This window comes from Tabrizicola sp. (assembly GCF_030694085.1).
In the GTDB taxonomy this organism is placed as follows: domain Bacteria; phylum Pseudomonadota; class Alphaproteobacteria; order Rhodobacterales; family Rhodobacteraceae; genus Tabrizicola.
In genome coordinates this window covers 233,922-249,474 of the sequence record NZ_JAUXZE010000009.1, presented here as the reverse complement: position 1 = coordinate 249,474, position 15,553 = coordinate 233,922, and the positions used below count along the sequence as shown (strand labels likewise).

The 15,553-nt window shown below is 66.9% G+C and carries 16 protein-coding genes; 7 read left to right on the top strand and 9 right to left on the bottom strand.

All coding sequences use genetic code 11. The features are described 5' to 3' along the window. The first annotated feature begins 6 nt into the window (after window positions 1–6). The gene (locus Q8M85_RS02360; protein WP_371135181.1) at window positions 7–1,431 is read left to right on the top strand and encodes a gamma-aminobutyraldehyde dehydrogenase; all 1,425 of its coding nucleotides are present in this window, start codon (window positions 7–9) and stop codon (window positions 1,429–1,431) included. A 41-nt stretch (window positions 1,432–1,472) separates the two neighbouring features. Here Q8M85_RS02360 and Q8M85_RS02355 read toward each other — a convergent pair whose 3' ends face one another. The 5 genes from Q8M85_RS02355 to Q8M85_RS02335 form a co-directional block, all read right to left on the bottom strand. Then, a complete protein-coding gene (locus Q8M85_RS02355) occupies window positions 1,473–2,210 on the bottom strand; it encodes an SDR family oxidoreductase (RefSeq protein WP_305539734.1) in 738 nt (245 codons plus the stop codon). Then, window positions 2,207–2,794, bottom strand: coding sequence for a DUF3833 domain-containing protein (locus Q8M85_RS02350; protein ID WP_305539731.1), 588 nt, complete (start codon window positions 2,792–2,794; stop codon window positions 2,207–2,209). Before Q8M85_RS02350 ends, Q8M85_RS02355 begins: the two co-directional genes overlap by 4 nt. After that, window positions 2,794–4,041, bottom strand: a complete 1,248-nt coding sequence (locus Q8M85_RS02345) for an MFS transporter (protein WP_305539728.1) — start codon at window positions 4,039–4,041, stop codon at window positions 2,794–2,796. Before Q8M85_RS02345 ends, Q8M85_RS02350 begins: the two co-directional genes overlap by 1 nt. A gap of 136 nt (window positions 4,042–4,177) precedes the next feature. After that, on the bottom strand, window positions 4,178–4,942 hold the full coding sequence (locus Q8M85_RS02340) for a DUF1365 domain-containing protein (protein ID WP_305539726.1): 765 nt from the start codon (window positions 4,940–4,942) through the stop codon (window positions 4,178–4,180). Next, on the bottom strand, window positions 4,939–6,234 hold the full coding sequence (locus tag Q8M85_RS02335; RefSeq protein WP_305539724.1) for an NAD(P)/FAD-dependent oxidoreductase: 1,296 nt from the start codon (window positions 6,232–6,234) through the stop codon (window positions 4,939–4,941). The genes Q8M85_RS02340 and Q8M85_RS02335 overlap by 4 nt, the downstream gene beginning before the upstream one ends. A gap of 265 nt (window positions 6,235–6,499) precedes the next feature. On the opposite strand from Q8M85_RS02335, the gene Q8M85_RS02330 reads away from it, so the two are divergent. Further along, the gene (locus Q8M85_RS02330; RefSeq protein WP_305539721.1) at window positions 6,500–7,123 is read left to right on the top strand and encodes a sigma-70 family RNA polymerase sigma factor; all 624 of its coding nucleotides are present in this window, start codon (window positions 6,500–6,502) and stop codon (window positions 7,121–7,123) included. Window positions 7,124–7,135: 12 nt separating this feature from the next. Continuing rightward, window positions 7,136–7,780, top strand: coding sequence for a ChrR family anti-sigma-E factor (locus Q8M85_RS02325; protein WP_305539718.1), 645 nt, complete (start codon window positions 7,136–7,138; stop codon window positions 7,778–7,780). On the opposite strand, the gene Q8M85_RS02320 is transcribed toward Q8M85_RS02325, so the two are convergent. The 3 genes from Q8M85_RS02320 to mutL are packed head-to-tail and all read right to left on the bottom strand — an operon-like array spanning window position 7,777 to window position 11,368. Next, window positions 7,777–8,304 (bottom strand): HutD family protein, encoded by a 528-nt coding sequence (locus tag Q8M85_RS02320; RefSeq protein WP_305539715.1) that lies wholly within the window; start codon window positions 8,302–8,304, stop codon window positions 7,777–7,779. The genes Q8M85_RS02325 and Q8M85_RS02320 overlap by 4 nt on opposite strands. A gap of 59 nt (window positions 8,305–8,363) precedes the next feature. Further along, window positions 8,364–9,524, bottom strand: a complete 1,161-nt coding sequence (locus Q8M85_RS02315) for a DNA recombination protein RmuC (RefSeq protein ID WP_305539712.1) — start codon at window positions 9,522–9,524, stop codon at window positions 8,364–8,366. Beyond that, on the bottom strand, window positions 9,521–11,368 hold the full coding sequence (gene mutL, locus Q8M85_RS02310; protein ID WP_305539709.1) for a DNA mismatch repair endonuclease MutL: 1,848 nt from the start codon (window positions 11,366–11,368) through the stop codon (window positions 9,521–9,523). The genes Q8M85_RS02315 and mutL overlap by 4 nt, the downstream gene beginning before the upstream one ends. A 117-nt stretch (window positions 11,369–11,485) precedes the next feature. Here mutL and Q8M85_RS02305 point away from each other — a divergent pair, with 117 nt between their 5' ends. Both Q8M85_RS02305 and Q8M85_RS02300 read left to right on the top strand, forming a co-directional pair. Continuing rightward, the gene (locus Q8M85_RS02305; protein ID WP_305539706.1) at window positions 11,486–12,463 is read left to right on the top strand and encodes a sodium-dependent bicarbonate transport family permease; all 978 of its coding nucleotides are present in this window, start codon (window positions 11,486–11,488) and stop codon (window positions 12,461–12,463) included. Between the two features lie 3 nt (window positions 12,464–12,466). Beyond that, complete coding sequence (locus Q8M85_RS02300; RefSeq protein ID WP_305539703.1) at window positions 12,467–12,775, top strand: P-II family nitrogen regulator; 309 nt, start codon at window positions 12,467–12,469, stop codon at window positions 12,773–12,775. Here Q8M85_RS02300 and Q8M85_RS02295 read toward each other — a convergent pair. Beyond that, window positions 12,772–13,362, bottom strand: coding sequence for a helix-turn-helix domain-containing protein (locus tag Q8M85_RS02295; protein WP_305539700.1), 591 nt, complete (start codon window positions 13,360–13,362; stop codon window positions 12,772–12,774). The genes Q8M85_RS02300 and Q8M85_RS02295 overlap by 4 nt on opposite strands. Window positions 13,363–13,431: 69 nt before the next feature. On the opposite strand from Q8M85_RS02295, the gene Q8M85_RS02290 reads away from it, so the two are divergent. Continuing rightward, complete coding sequence (locus tag Q8M85_RS02290; RefSeq protein ID WP_305539698.1) at window positions 13,432–14,754, top strand: aspartate aminotransferase family protein; 1,323 nt, start codon at window positions 13,432–13,434, stop codon at window positions 14,752–14,754. Then, the gene (locus Q8M85_RS02285) at window positions 14,751–15,506 is read left to right on the top strand and encodes a pyrroline-5-carboxylate reductase dimerization domain-containing protein (RefSeq protein WP_305539696.1); all 756 of its coding nucleotides are present in this window, start codon (window positions 14,751–14,753) and stop codon (window positions 15,504–15,506) included. Before Q8M85_RS02290 ends, Q8M85_RS02285 begins: the two co-directional genes overlap by 4 nt. The last annotated feature ends 47 nt before the right edge of the window (window positions 15,507–15,553 follow it).

The window sequence follows — 15,553 nt, the reverse complement described above, 5'->3', positions numbered from 1 at the left end:
ATGACCATCCAGACCAAATTCCTGATCGGCAACGCCTTCGAGGCGGGCCAGGAAACCCCCGAGCAGATCCTGAACCCGCGCACGGGCGGCTTGATCCTTGAGGTGCCGGAAGCCTCGACCGCGCAGGTCGACCGGGCGGTGGCGGCTGCGCGCAAGGCTTTCGAGGGCTGGTCGCGGACCACGCCTGCGGAACGGTCCTCGGCGCTGTTGCGGATCGCCGACCGGATCGAGGCCGAGGCGGAGGCCTTTGCCCAGCTTGAGGCGCTGAACTGCGGCAAGCCGATCAATGCGGCGCTGAACGACGAGATCCCGGCGATCGTGGATTGCTTCCGCTACTTTGCGGGCGCGGTGCGCTGCATGACCGGGACGGTGGCGGGGGAATACCTGTCGGGCCATACCAGCATGATCCGGCGCGATCCGGTTGGGGTGGTGGCGTCGATTGCGCCCTGGAACTACCCGCTGATGATGATGGCCTGGAAGCTTGGGCCGGCCATCGGCGGCGGCAATACCGTGGTGTTCAAGCCCAGCGAACAGACCCCACTGACCGCGCTGAAGCTGGCGCATATCCTGGCCGATGTCCTGCCCGAGGGCGTGGTCAACGTCATCGCCGGGCGCGGGCAGACGGTGGGCAGCTATCTGATCAACCATCCGCAGGTGGACATGATTTCCCTCACCGGCGACGTGGCCACGGGCAAGAAGATGCTGGATGCCGCCGCCAAGACGGTTAAGCGCACGCATCTGGAACTGGGCGGCAAAGCCCCGGTGATCGTGTTCGACGATGCCGACATCGCCGAGGTGGTCGAGGGGCTGCGGGCGTTCAGCTTCTACAACGCCGGTCAGGATTGCACCGCGGCCTGCCGGGTCTATGCCGGGAAGAAGGTCTACGACAATCTTGTTGCGGACCTCACCTCGGCGGCGTCATCCATCGTTCTGGGGGCGGAGGATGACGCCACCAATGAAATCGGTCCGCTGATCAGCCAACGCCAGCGCGACCGGGTGGCCAGCTTCGTCAACCGCGCGCGAGAGCTGAACCACGTCCAGATCACCACGGGCGGAGAGGCGATGGAGCAGGGCTTCTACTACCGTCCGACCGTCGTTGCCGGGGCCAAGCAGGACGACGAGATCGTCCGGCGCGAGGTCTTCGGGCCGGTGGTCAGCGTCACTCCGTTCAGCGATGTGGACGAGGCGGTGGGTTGGGCCAACGACAGCGATTATGGCCTGGCGTCCTCGGTCTGGACCCGCGATGTGGGTCGCGCGATGGCGACGGCGGCGCGGCTGCGTTACGGCTGCACCTGGATCAACACCCACTTCATGCTGACCAACGAAATGCCGCACGGGGGCCTGAAGCAGTCGGGCTATGGCAAGGACATGTCGGCCTATGCGCTGGAGGACTACACCGTGGTCCGGCACGTGATGGTCAAGCACGGCTGACGACGGGAGGGTGGGCGAACAGCCCACCCTACGCCCGAGCATCATTTCGGCGGGAACATCCGGTAGTAGAGCGCGTCGGGCAGGAAGTTGCCGCCCCGGAACAGCCATGAGAAGACGGTCGGAAAGCTGATCTTGAAGCGGCCGGATTGCATGTGCCGGAACATGATGTCGGCGGCGGCTTCTGGGTCCATGATGAAGGGCATGGTGAAATCGTTCTTCGCCGTCAGCCGGGTGCGGATGAAGCCGGGGTTCGCCAGTTGCACCGTGACGCCGGACTTGCGCAGGTCAGCATACAGCGATTCTGCCAGGACCATCGTTCCGGCCTTGGACGCGGCATAGCCGATCGCCCCGGGCAGGCCCCGGAAACCCGAAAGGGATCCGGTGATCACGATATGGCCCCGGTTCCGCGCGACCATCCCCGGCAGCGCGGCGCCTACGGCCCGGATGCAGCCGGTGAAATTCACATTAGCCATCGCCTCGGCGGCCTTGGCGTCCCAGTCCTGGGCGCGCATGGGCCAGTAAACCCCCGCAAGGAACACCAGTCCATCCAGGTCAGGCAGTTGGGCAGCCGCTGCGGTCACGCTGTCGGAGGAGGCGACGTCCACCGGCAGGATCGTCGCGGGACCGGGCAGGGTGGCAGCTGCTGCTTTCAGGCTGTCTTCGGTGCGGGCCGAGAGGATCACCTCGGCCCCCGCTGCACTGAGCTTCTGCGCCAGGGCAAGCCCAAGGCCCTCGGACGCGCCGACCAGCCAGTAGCGCTTGCCCTTGAAATCCCTCATTCGGCGGCGGCCAGTTGCCGCGCCTGGGCAGGAACGGGACGCATCGTTGCGACCAGTTCGGCGACCTTGATGCCGAATTTGCGGAACTGCGAGCGGTTCATGATCGTGCCGTTTTCCAGAAGATACATCCAGTCGGTCACGTCGAGCACATGCCCCCCCGCCTCGGGCGTGAGGCGGATGCGGTAGCGCAGCACGACGCCCGAGCCCTCGGCGCGGCCCGTCCCCTGTCCAACCACGTCGGGGGCGGTGGCGATGATCGTGCCATCGGGCTTCAGGGCGAGCGTCCAGGCGCGGTGCTGGATTGTGCCGCTGTCATAGCGGAAGACCTCTGCCAAGGTGCCGGTTGTGCCGGTCCAGCTGCCCTGCATGTCGGCGACGAAGCGTGAGGTCACGCGGCCGGTGGGGCCGAAGATCACGCCCTCGCAGGCAAGGGGGCCGGAGAGGTGGCGGCGGAGGTCGAAGTCGGGTCCCTTGCCGCGATAGTCGGCCGGGTCCTGAGCCTGGAACGAGGCCAAGCGACTGCGCAGAGCGATCAGGGCGAGGACGACCAGCGCGCCTGCAAGGGCGGAGAGGATCGGGGTCATCATGCGGGGTCCTTCAGGGGCATGGTCAGCTTTGTCCGGGCAAGCAGCGCGATGGCGGTCAGCTTCAATACGCAAGGCAGGCCCGCGTAGATCAATGTGAGCGTGGCGAGGGCGCTTTCGGGGTTTGTCTGGCCAGGTTGGAAGCCTGCGGCCTGGAGGCTGGGCAGGATTGTCAGGGCTGCCAGCGCAAGCGAGAGTTTCGACACGAAGGACCACAGTCCGAAGGCTGCAGCCTCAGACGTGCCGGTCTGGGCCAGGCGCTGGGCGAAGATCGCTGGCAGGAGCGTGAGGTCGGCGCCAAGTGCTACCCCCGACGCGATGCAGATCAGGGCGAAGGGGATCAGGTCTCCAGTCCCGAGGGTGAGGGTCCAGAGGAAGCTTGCGATGGCCAGCATCATTGCGCCGAGGAGGACGGGGCGCGGGCCGTGGCGGCGGGCGAGGAGGCTCCAGACCGGGGTCGATGCGGCGGCGGCAAGGAAGAAGAGGAGGAGGAGCGGGCCCTCCCAGCCGGGAAGCGAAAGGCGGCTTTCGACGAAGAAAAGGAAGAGGGTGGAGGTGACGGCGACAGGGGAGGCATTGAGGAGCGCGATGAGGAGCAGGCGGCGGGACAAGGGGTCGGCAAGGACCGGGCGGAAGAGGTCCAGGGGGTTCGGGGTGGGATCGGCCGGGGTGCCCTGCCATTCGCGGTGCATGGCGAGGGTGGCGATCAGAGCCACGGCGGCGAAGATCAGGGCGAAGGCTGTGAAGGGCTGGGTACTGACGAACGCGAGGGCCACGGGAGCGGTGGCCGCAAGGCAGACGCCGAGAAGCGAGCCGCCCTCACGCCAGCCCGCAAGGCGGATGTGGCCCTGGCCGCCAAGGGTCTGCGCCTTGGACACGCCTTCGGCATAAAAGCAGATGGTGAGGTAGGAGAAGGCCGAGAAGAGGACGGCCAGGGTCAGGGCGAACCACAACAGCGGTGGCATGGGCGGTGTGACCGCGAAGAGGCCCCAGAGCGAAGCGGCCATCAGGGTCGTGGCGATGGCGATGGTCAGGCGGCGGCGGGGGCGCGTCGCCTCGGCCAGCCACCCGAGAAGAGGGTCCTGGACGACGTCGATCAGGCGCAGCGCGGCAAGGGTCAGTCCCATCGCGGCGAGCGAGGTGCCGTAGGTGTCCACGAAGAACTTGGGGGCATGGATGTAGATCGGCAGACCCGCCATCGCGATCAGCGCGGCGAAGAGCGACCAAGCGGGGAGGCGAGTGGTCATCGGCGGCTATTGAATTGAGCGCCTTGCGGCGCAAGCCTTTTGTCTCGCCTCTGCGCGCGAAGGGCGCGCACCCGGCTCGGGTCCAGGCCTCCGGCGGGGATATTTGGGCAAATGTGAAAGGCGACAGGCTGGCGCATCAGCGCGAGATGTCTTCGGCGGGCGGCGTTGGGCGGCCGTGGAACTTGACCTTCTTCAGCCACAGCTTCAGCGCCTGCCAGTGGATCAGCGCCAGGACGCGGCGCGAGCCGAAGGGGCGGCGGAGGGCAGAGGCGAGGATGCCGCGGTTGGTCAGGGGCTGGCGCGGGCCGATCAGGTTGGTGAAAAGACCGCCGCCGGGGGTGGTGTAGTCGATCCAGATGCCGATCCGGTCGGGCTTGATGTCGAAGCGGAAGGTGTAGGTGCCGGTGACGGGCTGGAAGGGCGAGACGTGGAAGATCTTCTGCGCCTGGATCGTGTCCTCGCGGCTGATCGGCGCGCGATCCTCGCGGTGGCAGAGATAGGAATGGCGGTCGCCGTAGGTGTTCGTCACCTCGGCGATCACGGCACGGAGGTGGCCGAGGTGATCGTAGGACAGCCAGAACGAGACCGGGTTGAAGACATGGCCCAGAAGTCGAGGCTGGGCGAGGAGAAGGAGGCGGTCGTGCGCAAGGTTGTGCTGGGTCAGCACCTCGCGGGCCCATTGGGCGCCGGTGCCCTGACCCGGCATGCCGCCGTGGTCGGCATCATGGACCGACATCAGGTTGCCCTTGTTCCGCGAAAACAGGGTGGGACCTTTGGCCCTGGCGGGGTCGAGCAGCAGGTAGTCCACCGAATAGCGGAAGGCGTTCTTCACGGCGCCCTTGCGGCCGTGGAAGGTTTCCGCCGGAATCCGCTGGACCCAAGTATGTCCGCTTTCGGTCATGCGACAAGCCGGAAGGCGTGCCGTTCCGCCATCGCCTGCACCACGTCCACCGCCGAAGCGAAGCCGTCCTCGTGGAAGCCGTTCTTCATCCATGCGCCGCAGAACCAGGTGTTGCGGGTGCCGTTCGTCGTGCGGATGCGGTCCTGGGCCGCGAAGGCGGCGACGTCGAAGACCGGGTGGTGGAAGGTGTTCACATCGTGGATCAGCTCGTCCCGGATCGGGCGCGTGGTGTTCAGCGTCACGAACAGCGGGTCGTCCTGCGGGATCGGCTGCAGGGAGTTCATCCAGTAGGTCAGGTCGATGCGTTCGCCCGGGCCGGTCTTGGGTTCGACGTAGGACCAGGAGGACCAGACCTTGCGCGACCGGGGCATCAGCGAGGCGTCGGAGTGCAGAACCGCCTCGTTCGGCTGATAGCGGATCGCGGCGAGAGCCCCGGTTTCCTCGGGCGTGCCGTCGGCCAGAAGCTTCAGCGTGATGTCGGAATGGGTGGCGAAGATCACGTCGTCGAAAAGCTCGGGTTCGCAGCCCGTCGCGCGGACGAAGACCGAACCGGCTTCGCGCCGCACAGATGCGATCGGGGTGGCGGTGCGGATGTCGACACCCTGCGCGGTCATCGCGGCCTGCAGGCGCTGGACGTATTGCACCGAGCCGCCCTTGACCGTGTACCACTGGTGCTGCCCTTCGACGTCCATCAGCGCGTGGTTGCGGAAGAAACGGACCAGGGCCTGCGCGGGGAAGTCGAGGATGCCCGAGGTCGGCGTGGACCAGATCGCACCCGAAAACGGGGTGATGTAATGGTCGCGGAAATAGCTGCCGGTGCCCAGCCGGGAGAGAAGCTCGCGGATGGTCATGGAGGGGTCGTTCGCGACGGCCTCGGCGTTGCGGTTGAAGTGCAGGATGTCCGACAGCATCCGCAGGAAGCGCGGGTTGAAGGCGTTCTTGCGCTGGGCGAAGATCGAGTCCATCGAGGCCAGCCCGTATTCCACCGCGCCGCCCCGGATCGAGGCGCCGAAGGACATGCTGCTTTCGGTGACCGGCACGTCAAGCTTTTCGAACAGCCGCACGAGATGCGGATAGTTCACCCGGTTGAAGACGATGAAGCCGGTGTCGACAGGCTGGTCGCGGCGCTTGCCCGCGATCACCGTGCGGGCATGACCACCCAGCCGCGGCTCTGCCTCGAACAGGACGACCGAATTGCGGTCGGCCAGCATGTGCGCTGCGGCCATGCCGGAAATGCCCCCCCCGATCACGGCGATGCGGCGGGGGGTGTTACCGAACTGTTCGAAAGGCATCTAAGAGGGCTTCCCTGGATATTCTGTTCACTGGGTTACGCAACGCGCGCCTGATCGGATCACCCTGACCCCAAGCTTGCGAGGTTGAGGTGCGAACAAGGTTTCCTGTCAGGTTCCGTCACCGTGACAGATGCCAAATAACTGTCAATCGAAGTTGACACTTTCCCTTGACTTGTTGCTCGGCCGCTCCAGATCGCTGAAAAATGATCCGGCTGCGGGTTGCCGGCGTAGAAGCTGCATGATGCTTGACGCCAGCAGAGTCGCTATGACGGAACAGGCCATGCCGCCGGTGCCCTCGGGGCCGGTGACACGGGTCGGTTCGCGGCAGAAGAAGGACGGATCGTTGGCGAAGGCGGAGGACGAGACAGACTGGGCCGCCCTTCTGGTGAAGGTGCGCGACCATCAGGACAAGGCGGCCTTTGCGGCGCTGTTCCGGCACTTCGCCCCACGGGTGAAGGCCTTCCTGATGAAGTCGGGGGCGGGTGCGGCGCTGGCCGAGGAATGTGCGCAGGACGTCATGGCAACGCTGTGGCAGAAGTCGCATCTCTTCGACCCGACCCGCGCCAGCGTGGCGACCTGGGTCTATACCATCGCCCGCAACCGGCGGATCGACGCGCTGCGCAAGTCGCGGCGGGCCGAGCCGGAGGAATTGGATTGGGGACCAGAGCCCGAGCCTGACATGGCCGAAGTTCTGGAAGCCCAGCAAGAGACGGAACGGCTGGGGCGCGCGCTCGCGGCGTTGCCTGCGCCGCAAAGGACACTGATCGAACGCGCCTTTTACGGCGACCTCTCGCACAGCGAGATTGCCGCCGAAACGGGGCTTCCCCTGGGGACGATCAAATCGCGGATACGGCTGGCGCTGGACAAGCTGCGCCACCAGATGGGTTGAAGGACTAGGGACATGACAATACGCCACCATCTCTCGGACCAGCTCTTGATGGGCTATGCGGCCGGCCAGCTGCCCGAGGCGTTCAACCTGGTTGTCGCCACGCATGTGTCGCTGTGCGACGAGTGCCGGGCGCGGTTGGGGGCATTTGATGCAGTGGGCGGGACGCTTCTGGAGGAAGCGGACGAGATCGCGATGGGCGAGGATGCCTTGTCCCGGACACTGGCGCGGATCGAAGGGCTGCCGCAGGCGACGCGGACCGACCCGTTGCGGCCGGCGGGAATCTTCCCGGCGCCCTTGGCCGACTATATCGGTGGCGACCTGTCGGCAGTGCGCTGGCGCAAGGTCGGCGGCGGCGTGAAGCAGGCGATCCTGCCAACCGGCAAGGATGCCTCGGCACGGCTGCTGTTCATCCCGGCGGGCAAGGCGGTGCCGGACCACGGCCACCGCGGGATGGAACTGACGCTGGTCCTGCAGGGTGCCTTTGCCGACGACAACGACCGCTTCGCCCGCGGCGATATCGAGATTGCCGATGAGGACCTTGAGCACACTCCGGTTGCGCTGGCAGGGCAGGACTGCATCTGCCTGGCGGCGACGGATGCGCCGCTGCGGTTCCGGGGGCTGCTGCCCCGTCTGGCACAGCCGCTGCTGCGGATCTAAAGGCCGAAAGATCGGACCGCGATCAGGAACCCGTCCCCCGAAAGGTGGGCGGGTTCTGTCGTCAGCAGCAGGTCGCCGGTAGCGATATCCTTGCCGTTCACCCGGCACGGCGCCAGGGCATACAACGCGAGACTGCCGCCGACTGGAAGGGAAGCGTTCTGGACCACGGTCACTTCGGGCCGGGGCAGGTGGCGAGCGGTCATCACGTTGAAGTCGTCGGAGGGCTGGCCATTGGTTTCGCTGGCCCAGGTCTCGACGTCGCCGGGAAAGGACACCGGGACCAAGGGGTCGCAGCGCAGGTTCAGGTCCGGGCCGGTCAGGCGGAAGCCCGTGCCAGTCAGGACCGTGAGGTTCCGCTCGAGTCCGGGAAACAGCGAGAAGGGGCCATCCTCGACCACCGAGGCGCAGGACAAGCGCATGAGCGTCGTCCCGGCAGGGTCGGTCAGATGCAGGAGCTCGGTCGTGGTGCCGCGACCGTTCTTCCAGGGCTGGACGCGGTAGTCGGCGGGGGTCAGGTGGAGCATGGTTCTCCTTGGGCGGGCGGTGGGCGAACCCGCAAGCGGGACCGCCCACCCTACGTGCGTCACTCGGCGGCGGTGGGGCCGATCACCTTGGCGGGGGTGTCCGGCGCCAGTTCCTCGAAGTCGAAGTTGTCCAGCCGCCGGGCGCGTTTCCCGGCCTTTTCGGACGAGATCTTGATGTCCTCGATGTCCTTTGCCGCCTGGCCGAAGTGGCGGTCCAGGCTTTCGACACGGGTGCCCAAACGGTCCACGTCGGCATAAAGCAGCGCCAGTTCCTTGCGGATCGCCCCGGCCTGTTCGCGCATCCTTGCGTCCTTCAGCACCGCCCGCATCGTGTTCAGTGTGGCCATGCAGGTGGTCGGTGACACGATCCAGACCTTCACCGCGAACCCCTCGCGCACAAGTTCGGGGAAGTTCGCGTGCAGTTCGGCATAGACCGCTTCCGAGGGCAGGAACATCAGCGCGCCGTCCGCCGTTTCGCCCTCGACGATGTATTTCTCGGAAATGGCCCGGATATGGGCGCGGACGGCGGTGCGCATTGCTTGCGCGGCTTCGGTGACGCCTCGGGGTGTGTCGGCGCGGCGGATTGCCTCATAGGCCTCCAGCGGGAACTTGGCGTCGATGACGATGGGGCCGGGAGGGTTCGGCAGGTGGATCAGGCAGTCGGCGCGGCGGCCGTTCGAAAGCGTCGCCTGCATCGTGTAGGCGTCCTTCGGCAAGGCCTTCTGCACGATGTCATGCAGCTGGATTTCCCCGAAGGCGCCACGCGTTTGCTTGTTCGACAGGATGTCCTGCAGGGAAAGGACGTTGCCCGACAGCTTTTCGATATTGGCCTGCGCCTTGTCGATGGTTTCCAGCCGGGTCTGCAACTCTCCCAATGACCGCGCCGTGCGGGTCGAGGTGCCATGCAGGGCCTCGGTCATCTGGCGTTGAACTTCGGCCAGCCGCTGCTCCATCACCTGCAACATGGCGGTCTGGCTGACGGCCTGCGCCTCGCTGACATGGTGGAGGCCCCCCGCCAGCCGTTCCTGCCCATCACCCAGCTGCTGCAACCGGCTGGAAAGCCAGCCGATTTCGCGCATCAAGGGTTCTGCCGCCGTGGCGGAGCGGTTCACGCTGCGCAGGATCAGGACAAGAAGCACGACGAAGATCAAGGCGACCGCGCCGAGAAGCAGGATCTCGGGGTCGTTCCACGCGTAGGTCTGGCCAAAAAGCGTGATCATCGGCGACCGAACAGGCGTTCGATATCGTGGAGCGACAGTTCCACATAGGTCGGCCGCCCGTGGTTGCACTGGCCGGAAAGGGGCGTCGCCTCCATCTCGCGCAGAAGGGCGTTCATCTCCTCGGGGCGCATCTGGCGGCCGGAGCGGACGGACCCGTGACAGGCCATCCGCGACAGGATCGCGTCGATCTTCGCGCGGACGAGCGTGCTGTCGCCAGAGTCCGCGAGTTCGTCGAGGATGTCGCGGATCAGCGCCGCGCCGTTGACCGGGCCAAGGATCGCCGGAGTCTCACGGATCGCCACGGCGCTGCCGCCGAAGGGTTCGATGGTCAGGCCGACCTCGGCCAGCGCCGGGGCGGCATCCAGCAGGCGGGCGGCGTCTGTCGGCGACAGATCGACGATCTCGGGGATAAGCAGGGCCTGGGCGCGGATGCCGGTCTCGGCCTGCTGGCGTTTCAGGCGTTCGTAGACCAGGCGTTCATGCGCGGCGTGCTGGTCGACGATGACGATGCCGGTCGCGGTCTGGGCGACGATGTAGTTTTCATGCAGGTGCGCGCGGGCGGCCCCAAGCGGGTGCGCCTTGGGCTGCTCGTCGTGCGGCTGCGCCTTCTCCTCGTTGGGCGGCGCGAAGGTGGAGGCCTGGGGGGCCTCGGCAAAGCCTTCAAGGGTCTGGGGGGCCTGGAAGGCGAAGGCACGGGCGAAACTGGCCGGGCTGGGCCGGTCCATCTGGTAGACGCGCACGTGTTCGGGGCGGAAGGCGTCCAGCGTGGCGGTGCCCACGGTTGACGACGCACGATGCCCTGCCCCGGTCAGCGCAGATTTCAGCGCGGTGATGATCAGCGACCGCGCCGCGTCGGGTTCGCGGAACCGCACCTCGGCCTTGGCGGGGTGGACGTTCACGTCGACACGCTGCGGATCGGCGATCAGGTTCAGGACGGCGGCAGGGTGGCGGTCACGCGACAGCACGTCGAAATAGGCCGCCCGCAGCGCACCATAGAGCATCCGGTCCAGCACCGGGCGGCCGTTGACGAACAGGTATTGCTGCGCCGATGACCCCCGCGAATAGGTCGGCAGCGCGGCATAGCCCTGCAGGCGCAGGCCGTCACGTTCCGCGTCGATCCGCAACGCGTTGTCGGTGAAGTCGCGGCCGATGACGCTGGCAAGGCGGGACCCAAGCGCGTCGAACAGGTCGCCACTTGCCGGATCGGCGCGGAACAGGGTGCGCGCCTCACCCCCCGTCACGTCGCGCAGGGTGAAGCCGACCAGGGGTTCGGCCATCGCCAGACGGCGGATCACCTCGGTCACGGCCTGCAACTCGGCCCGATCCGACCGCAGGAATTTCAGCCGCGCCGGGGTGGCGAAGAACAGGTCGCGGAGTTCGACCACCGTGCCACGGGTCAGCGCGGCGGGCTTTACGGGGGACAGGCGGCTGCCTTCGCAAGCGATCTGCGCCGCATCGCCTTCGGCGCGCGAGGTGATGGTCAGCCGACCGACTGCGCCCAAGCTGGGAAGCGCCTCGCCCCGGAAGCCGAAGCTGCGGATGTCCAGAAGGTCCGACCCGTCGATCTTGGACGTGGCATGGCGTGACAGGGCCAGGGGCAGGTCCTCGGCCGTCATCCCGCAACCGTCATCCGTCACCCGGATCAGCGTCTTGCCGCCATCGGCGATGTCCACCTGGATACGCGAGGCCCCAGCGTCGAGCGCGTTTTCCACAAGTTCCTTCACCGCCGAAGCGGGACGCTCCACCACCTCGCCCGCCGCGATGCGGTTGATCGCGGCCTCGTCCAGTTGCCGGATCACCGGACGGCCCTGTGCGCCCGTTATCTTGGGGGTGTGAAGCGTCATGCCCCTAGCTGTAGCAGTCGCCAGTGAGTCGGGGAAGAACGAAACCGGATTATCGCGGGCTGGGGTTGCGGTTTCCGTGGCATACGCCATATGGGCCAAAACGCACGGGGGACAGATATGCAGGACATCCTGGCGCTGGCCAGCGCCAACCTACTGACGCCGATGATCCTGTGCTTTGCGCTGGGCCTGTTCGCGGCCCTTGCGCGCAGCGAGTTGACCATCCCCGAGGCGGTAGCCAAGGGGATGTCGATCTACCTGCTGTTCTCCATCGGCTTCAAGGGCGGGGTCGCCGTGGCCGATCATGGGTTGGACGCCCGCCTTGTCGCCGCGCTGGTTGCGGGCGTGATCCTGTCCTTTGTCATCCCCTTCGCGGCCTTTGCGCTTTTGAAGGTCATGACCCGGCTTTCCGCCACTGACACCGCCGCCGTCGCGGCGCATTACGGCTCGATCTCGATCGTGACCTTCGTCACCGGGTCTTCGGTCCTGCAGGCCGCTGGTTTGGCCGCCGAAGGCTACATGGTGGCCGTCGCCGCCGCGATGGAGGCTCCGGCGATCATCTCGGCACTGTATCTGGCGTCCCGCTCGGGCGGACGGGCCGAGAAGATGGACGCCGACCTCTGGCGCGAGATCCTGCTGAACGGGTCCATCGTCCTGCTGGTCGGGTCCTTCCTGATCGGCCTTGTGACCGGGGACCAAGGGATGCAGCGGATCGAGGCGTTCATCGTGGCCCCCTTCCAGGGCGTGCTGTGCCTGTTCCTTCTGGACATGGGTCTGGTCGCGGGCCGCGGGATGCGCAACGCCAAGGGCGTGCTGACGGCGGGGGTGCTGGCCTTCGGTCTGGTGATGCCCGTGGTGGGCGCGGGCTTCGGGCTGGCGGCGGGGATGCTTCTGGGGCTGTCCACAGGCGGCGTCGCGCTGATGATGGTGTTGGCGGGGTCGGCCAGCTACATCGCCGTGCCCGCCGCGATGCGGGTGGCGCTGCCGGACGCCAACCCGTCGATCTATCTGACCCTGTCGCTGGGCGTGACTTTCCCGTTCAATCTGGTGATCGGGATTCCGGCCTGGGTGGCCGTGGCGCAGGCAGTGGGGGGCTGACGCATGCAGACGCACAAGGCGAAACGGGTCGAGATCATCATCGAGGCGCCGATGGAAAGCCGCCTGACGCAGGCGCTGGAAAAAGCCGGGGTGACCGGCTTCACCGTGCTGCCGGTCCTGGGCGGTTCGGGCCGCTCGGGTCGCTGGAGCCGCGAGGGGCAGGTCGGGCGCAACGGGATGGTGTCGGTGGTCTGCCTGATCCGGCCGGACCGGCTGGACGCCCTGCTGGAAGCCGCCTTTGCAGTGGTCGACCGGCATATCGGCGTGATCGGCGTCACCGATGCCGAGGTCCTGCGCGCCGAACGCTTTTAGCGCGGCGCGAAAACGTACAGGCAGCGGCAAGCGTCCGCCCCGCCCCGCAGGCAGGCGTGCGGCATCGTCCCGTCGAAATGCACCGTGTCGCCGGGATGAAGGGTGACTGGCGCATAGCCCTCGGTATGCAGGACCAGCACGCCCGCCAGCACATGCAGCATGTCGTCGGTCTGATGCCGGTTCCAATCGCCGAAGGCGGCAAGGTCCGCTTGGGTGAACTCGACCAGCATGGACTGGAACGGCCGCCCGCGCAGGTCCGCGCCCAGGGGCCATAGCCGGGTGTTCGGGTTGTCGATCGCCGCACCCGGCGTGCCGCGTTCCACCACCATCCGCCCGACCAGCGCCACCGGCTCGGCCCGCACCAGGTCGGACAGGTCGCAGTCGAACCCCTGCGCCAGCTTCAGCAGGATCTCGAAGGTCGGCGACAGAAGCCCGTTCTCGATCTTCGACAGGGTCGATCGCGCAAAGCCCGACCGCTCGGCCAGCGCCTGCTGGTTCCAGCCCCGCGCCTCGCGCCAGCGGCGGATGCGGCCCGCCAGTTCCAGATGCGGCTCGATGCTGCGGGGGCGGTCGGTGAGCGGGGCCATGTATGTTCCGTTTGACGACAGTATGTTCCTATAATAACAATCACGGCAGCAATCACAATGGGGCACCACATGGCCGGTCCGAAATCGCAATCCCTGTTCGAACGGGGCATGAAGGTGCTGGTCGAGGGCGTCTCCTCTGCCTCGCGCGGCCCGGCAACCTTTGGCGGCGCCCCGCGGTACATGAGCCACGGGGCAGGCGCGCGGCTTTATGACGTGGACGGGCGCGAATACATCGACTGGATGATGGCCTTCGGCGCGCTGCCCTTGGGTCACGCCCACCCGAAGGTGGTGGAGACCATCGCCCGCGAGGCCGCGCGTGGGACCCATTTCGCCACCGCGCTGGAGGTCGAGGTCGAGGTGGCCGAGATGCTGGTGGCGCTTCTGCCCCACGTCGACAAGGTTCGCTTCGCCAACACGGGAACCGAGGCCGCGATGGCCGCCTTCCGCCTGGCGCGGGGCCACACGGGCCGCCGCAAGATCATCAAGTTCGAAGGCCACTATCACGGCTGGTGGGATTCCGTCCTGATCAACACCAACCCCTATCCGCCGACCCTTCTGGGCCACCCGAACGACCCGATCCGCATCCCTGACAGCTCGGGCATCCCCGAGGAGGCGTGGAAAGATACCATCGTCGTGCGCTGGAACGATGTCGAGGCGCTGGAACGCGCGATGGCCTTGCATGGCGATCAGGCGGCCTGCGTGGTGACGGAAGGGGTGATGTCCAACATGGGCGTCATCCCCCCGAAACCCGGCTACCTGAACCGTATGCAAGAGCTGTGCCAGAAGCACGGCGCGCTGTTCTATCTGGATGAAACCGTGACAGGCTTCCGTCTGGCAGCGGGGGGCTGTGCGGAACTTTACGGGCTGACCCCCGACATCGTCACCTACGGCAAGGCGCTGGGCGGCGGCCTGCCGATGGCGATGATCGGCGGGCGGGCGGATGTGATGGCGGGCCTGGAATGGGGCAAGGTGCTGCACTTCGGCACCCATAACGCCGGGCGGCTGGCGCTGCATGTGACCAAGGTCATGCTGGAAACCATGCTTGCCGACGATCAGTCGGGATTTGCGAAGATCAAGGACCTGGGGCTGAAGATGGCCGACAGCGTGCGGCAGGTCGCCCGCAACTCGAACCGGCACGGGATCGTGGTGCAGGGCGTCAATTCGATGTTCCAGATCTTCTTCACCGACAAGGATCAGATCGCCGACTACCGCGACTTCTGCACCCATGTCGACCGGATGAAGTTCCGCGACTTCGCGCTGCGGCTGATGGACAAGGGCATCTACATGAACCCCTCGGCCACGCTCCACTCGCTGTCGTCCATCGTCCACACCGAAGCCGACATCGACACCACGGCAAAGGCAATGGCCGAGGTGCTGGAGGAGATGCCGTGACCACCATCGGCATCCTTGGCGTCGGTGGTCTGGCCGCGCTGATGGTGCGGGGGCTGCAGGGGGCCGGGTATCGGCTGATCCTTTCGCCCCGCAATGCCGAGGTCGCGGCCCGGCTGGCCAAGGATCACGGCTGTCAGGTCGCGGCGTCGAACCAGGCCGTTGTTGACGCGTCGGACGGGGTCTTCGTGTCGCTTCCCGCCGCGACGGGGGCCGAGGAACTGGCCCGCCTGACCTTCCGCCCCGGCCAGCCCGTCCTGTCGGCGATGGCGGGAACTGGCCTTCAGCGCCTGCAATCGGTGATCGGCCCGGCCCGGGCGGCGGTCGGCATGATGCCGGGCTATGCCAATGCGCTGGGGGTGGGGCCGTCGATCCTGCATCCCGACGATGGTTTCTGGCGATCCTTCCTTGCCGCGACCGGCCCGGTGCAGGCTTTCGCCGACGAAGCCAGCTTCACCACCGCCGCCACCTTTGGTGCCCTGTCGGGCGCCAGCTTTGCCTGGATGGCGCAGGCTATCGCCTGGTACGAGGCGCAGGGCCTGGCCCCCGCCACCGCCCGCGCGCTTGTCGCAGCCACCCTGCGTGGCAATGCCGAGGTCCTGCTGTCCGAGGATCGCAGCCTTCCCGAGATCCAGCGCGAGGTCATCACCCCCGGCGGCATCTCCGAGCTTCTGGTCGCAACCCTGACCGAACGCGGCGCGCTGACCGCCTGGGACGAGGCCCTGACCCGTGTCCTGCGCCGGATCGGCGGTTAGATTTTCGCTTGCCGGAGTCCGGGTTCCCGGTTCTCCTTGCGACACCG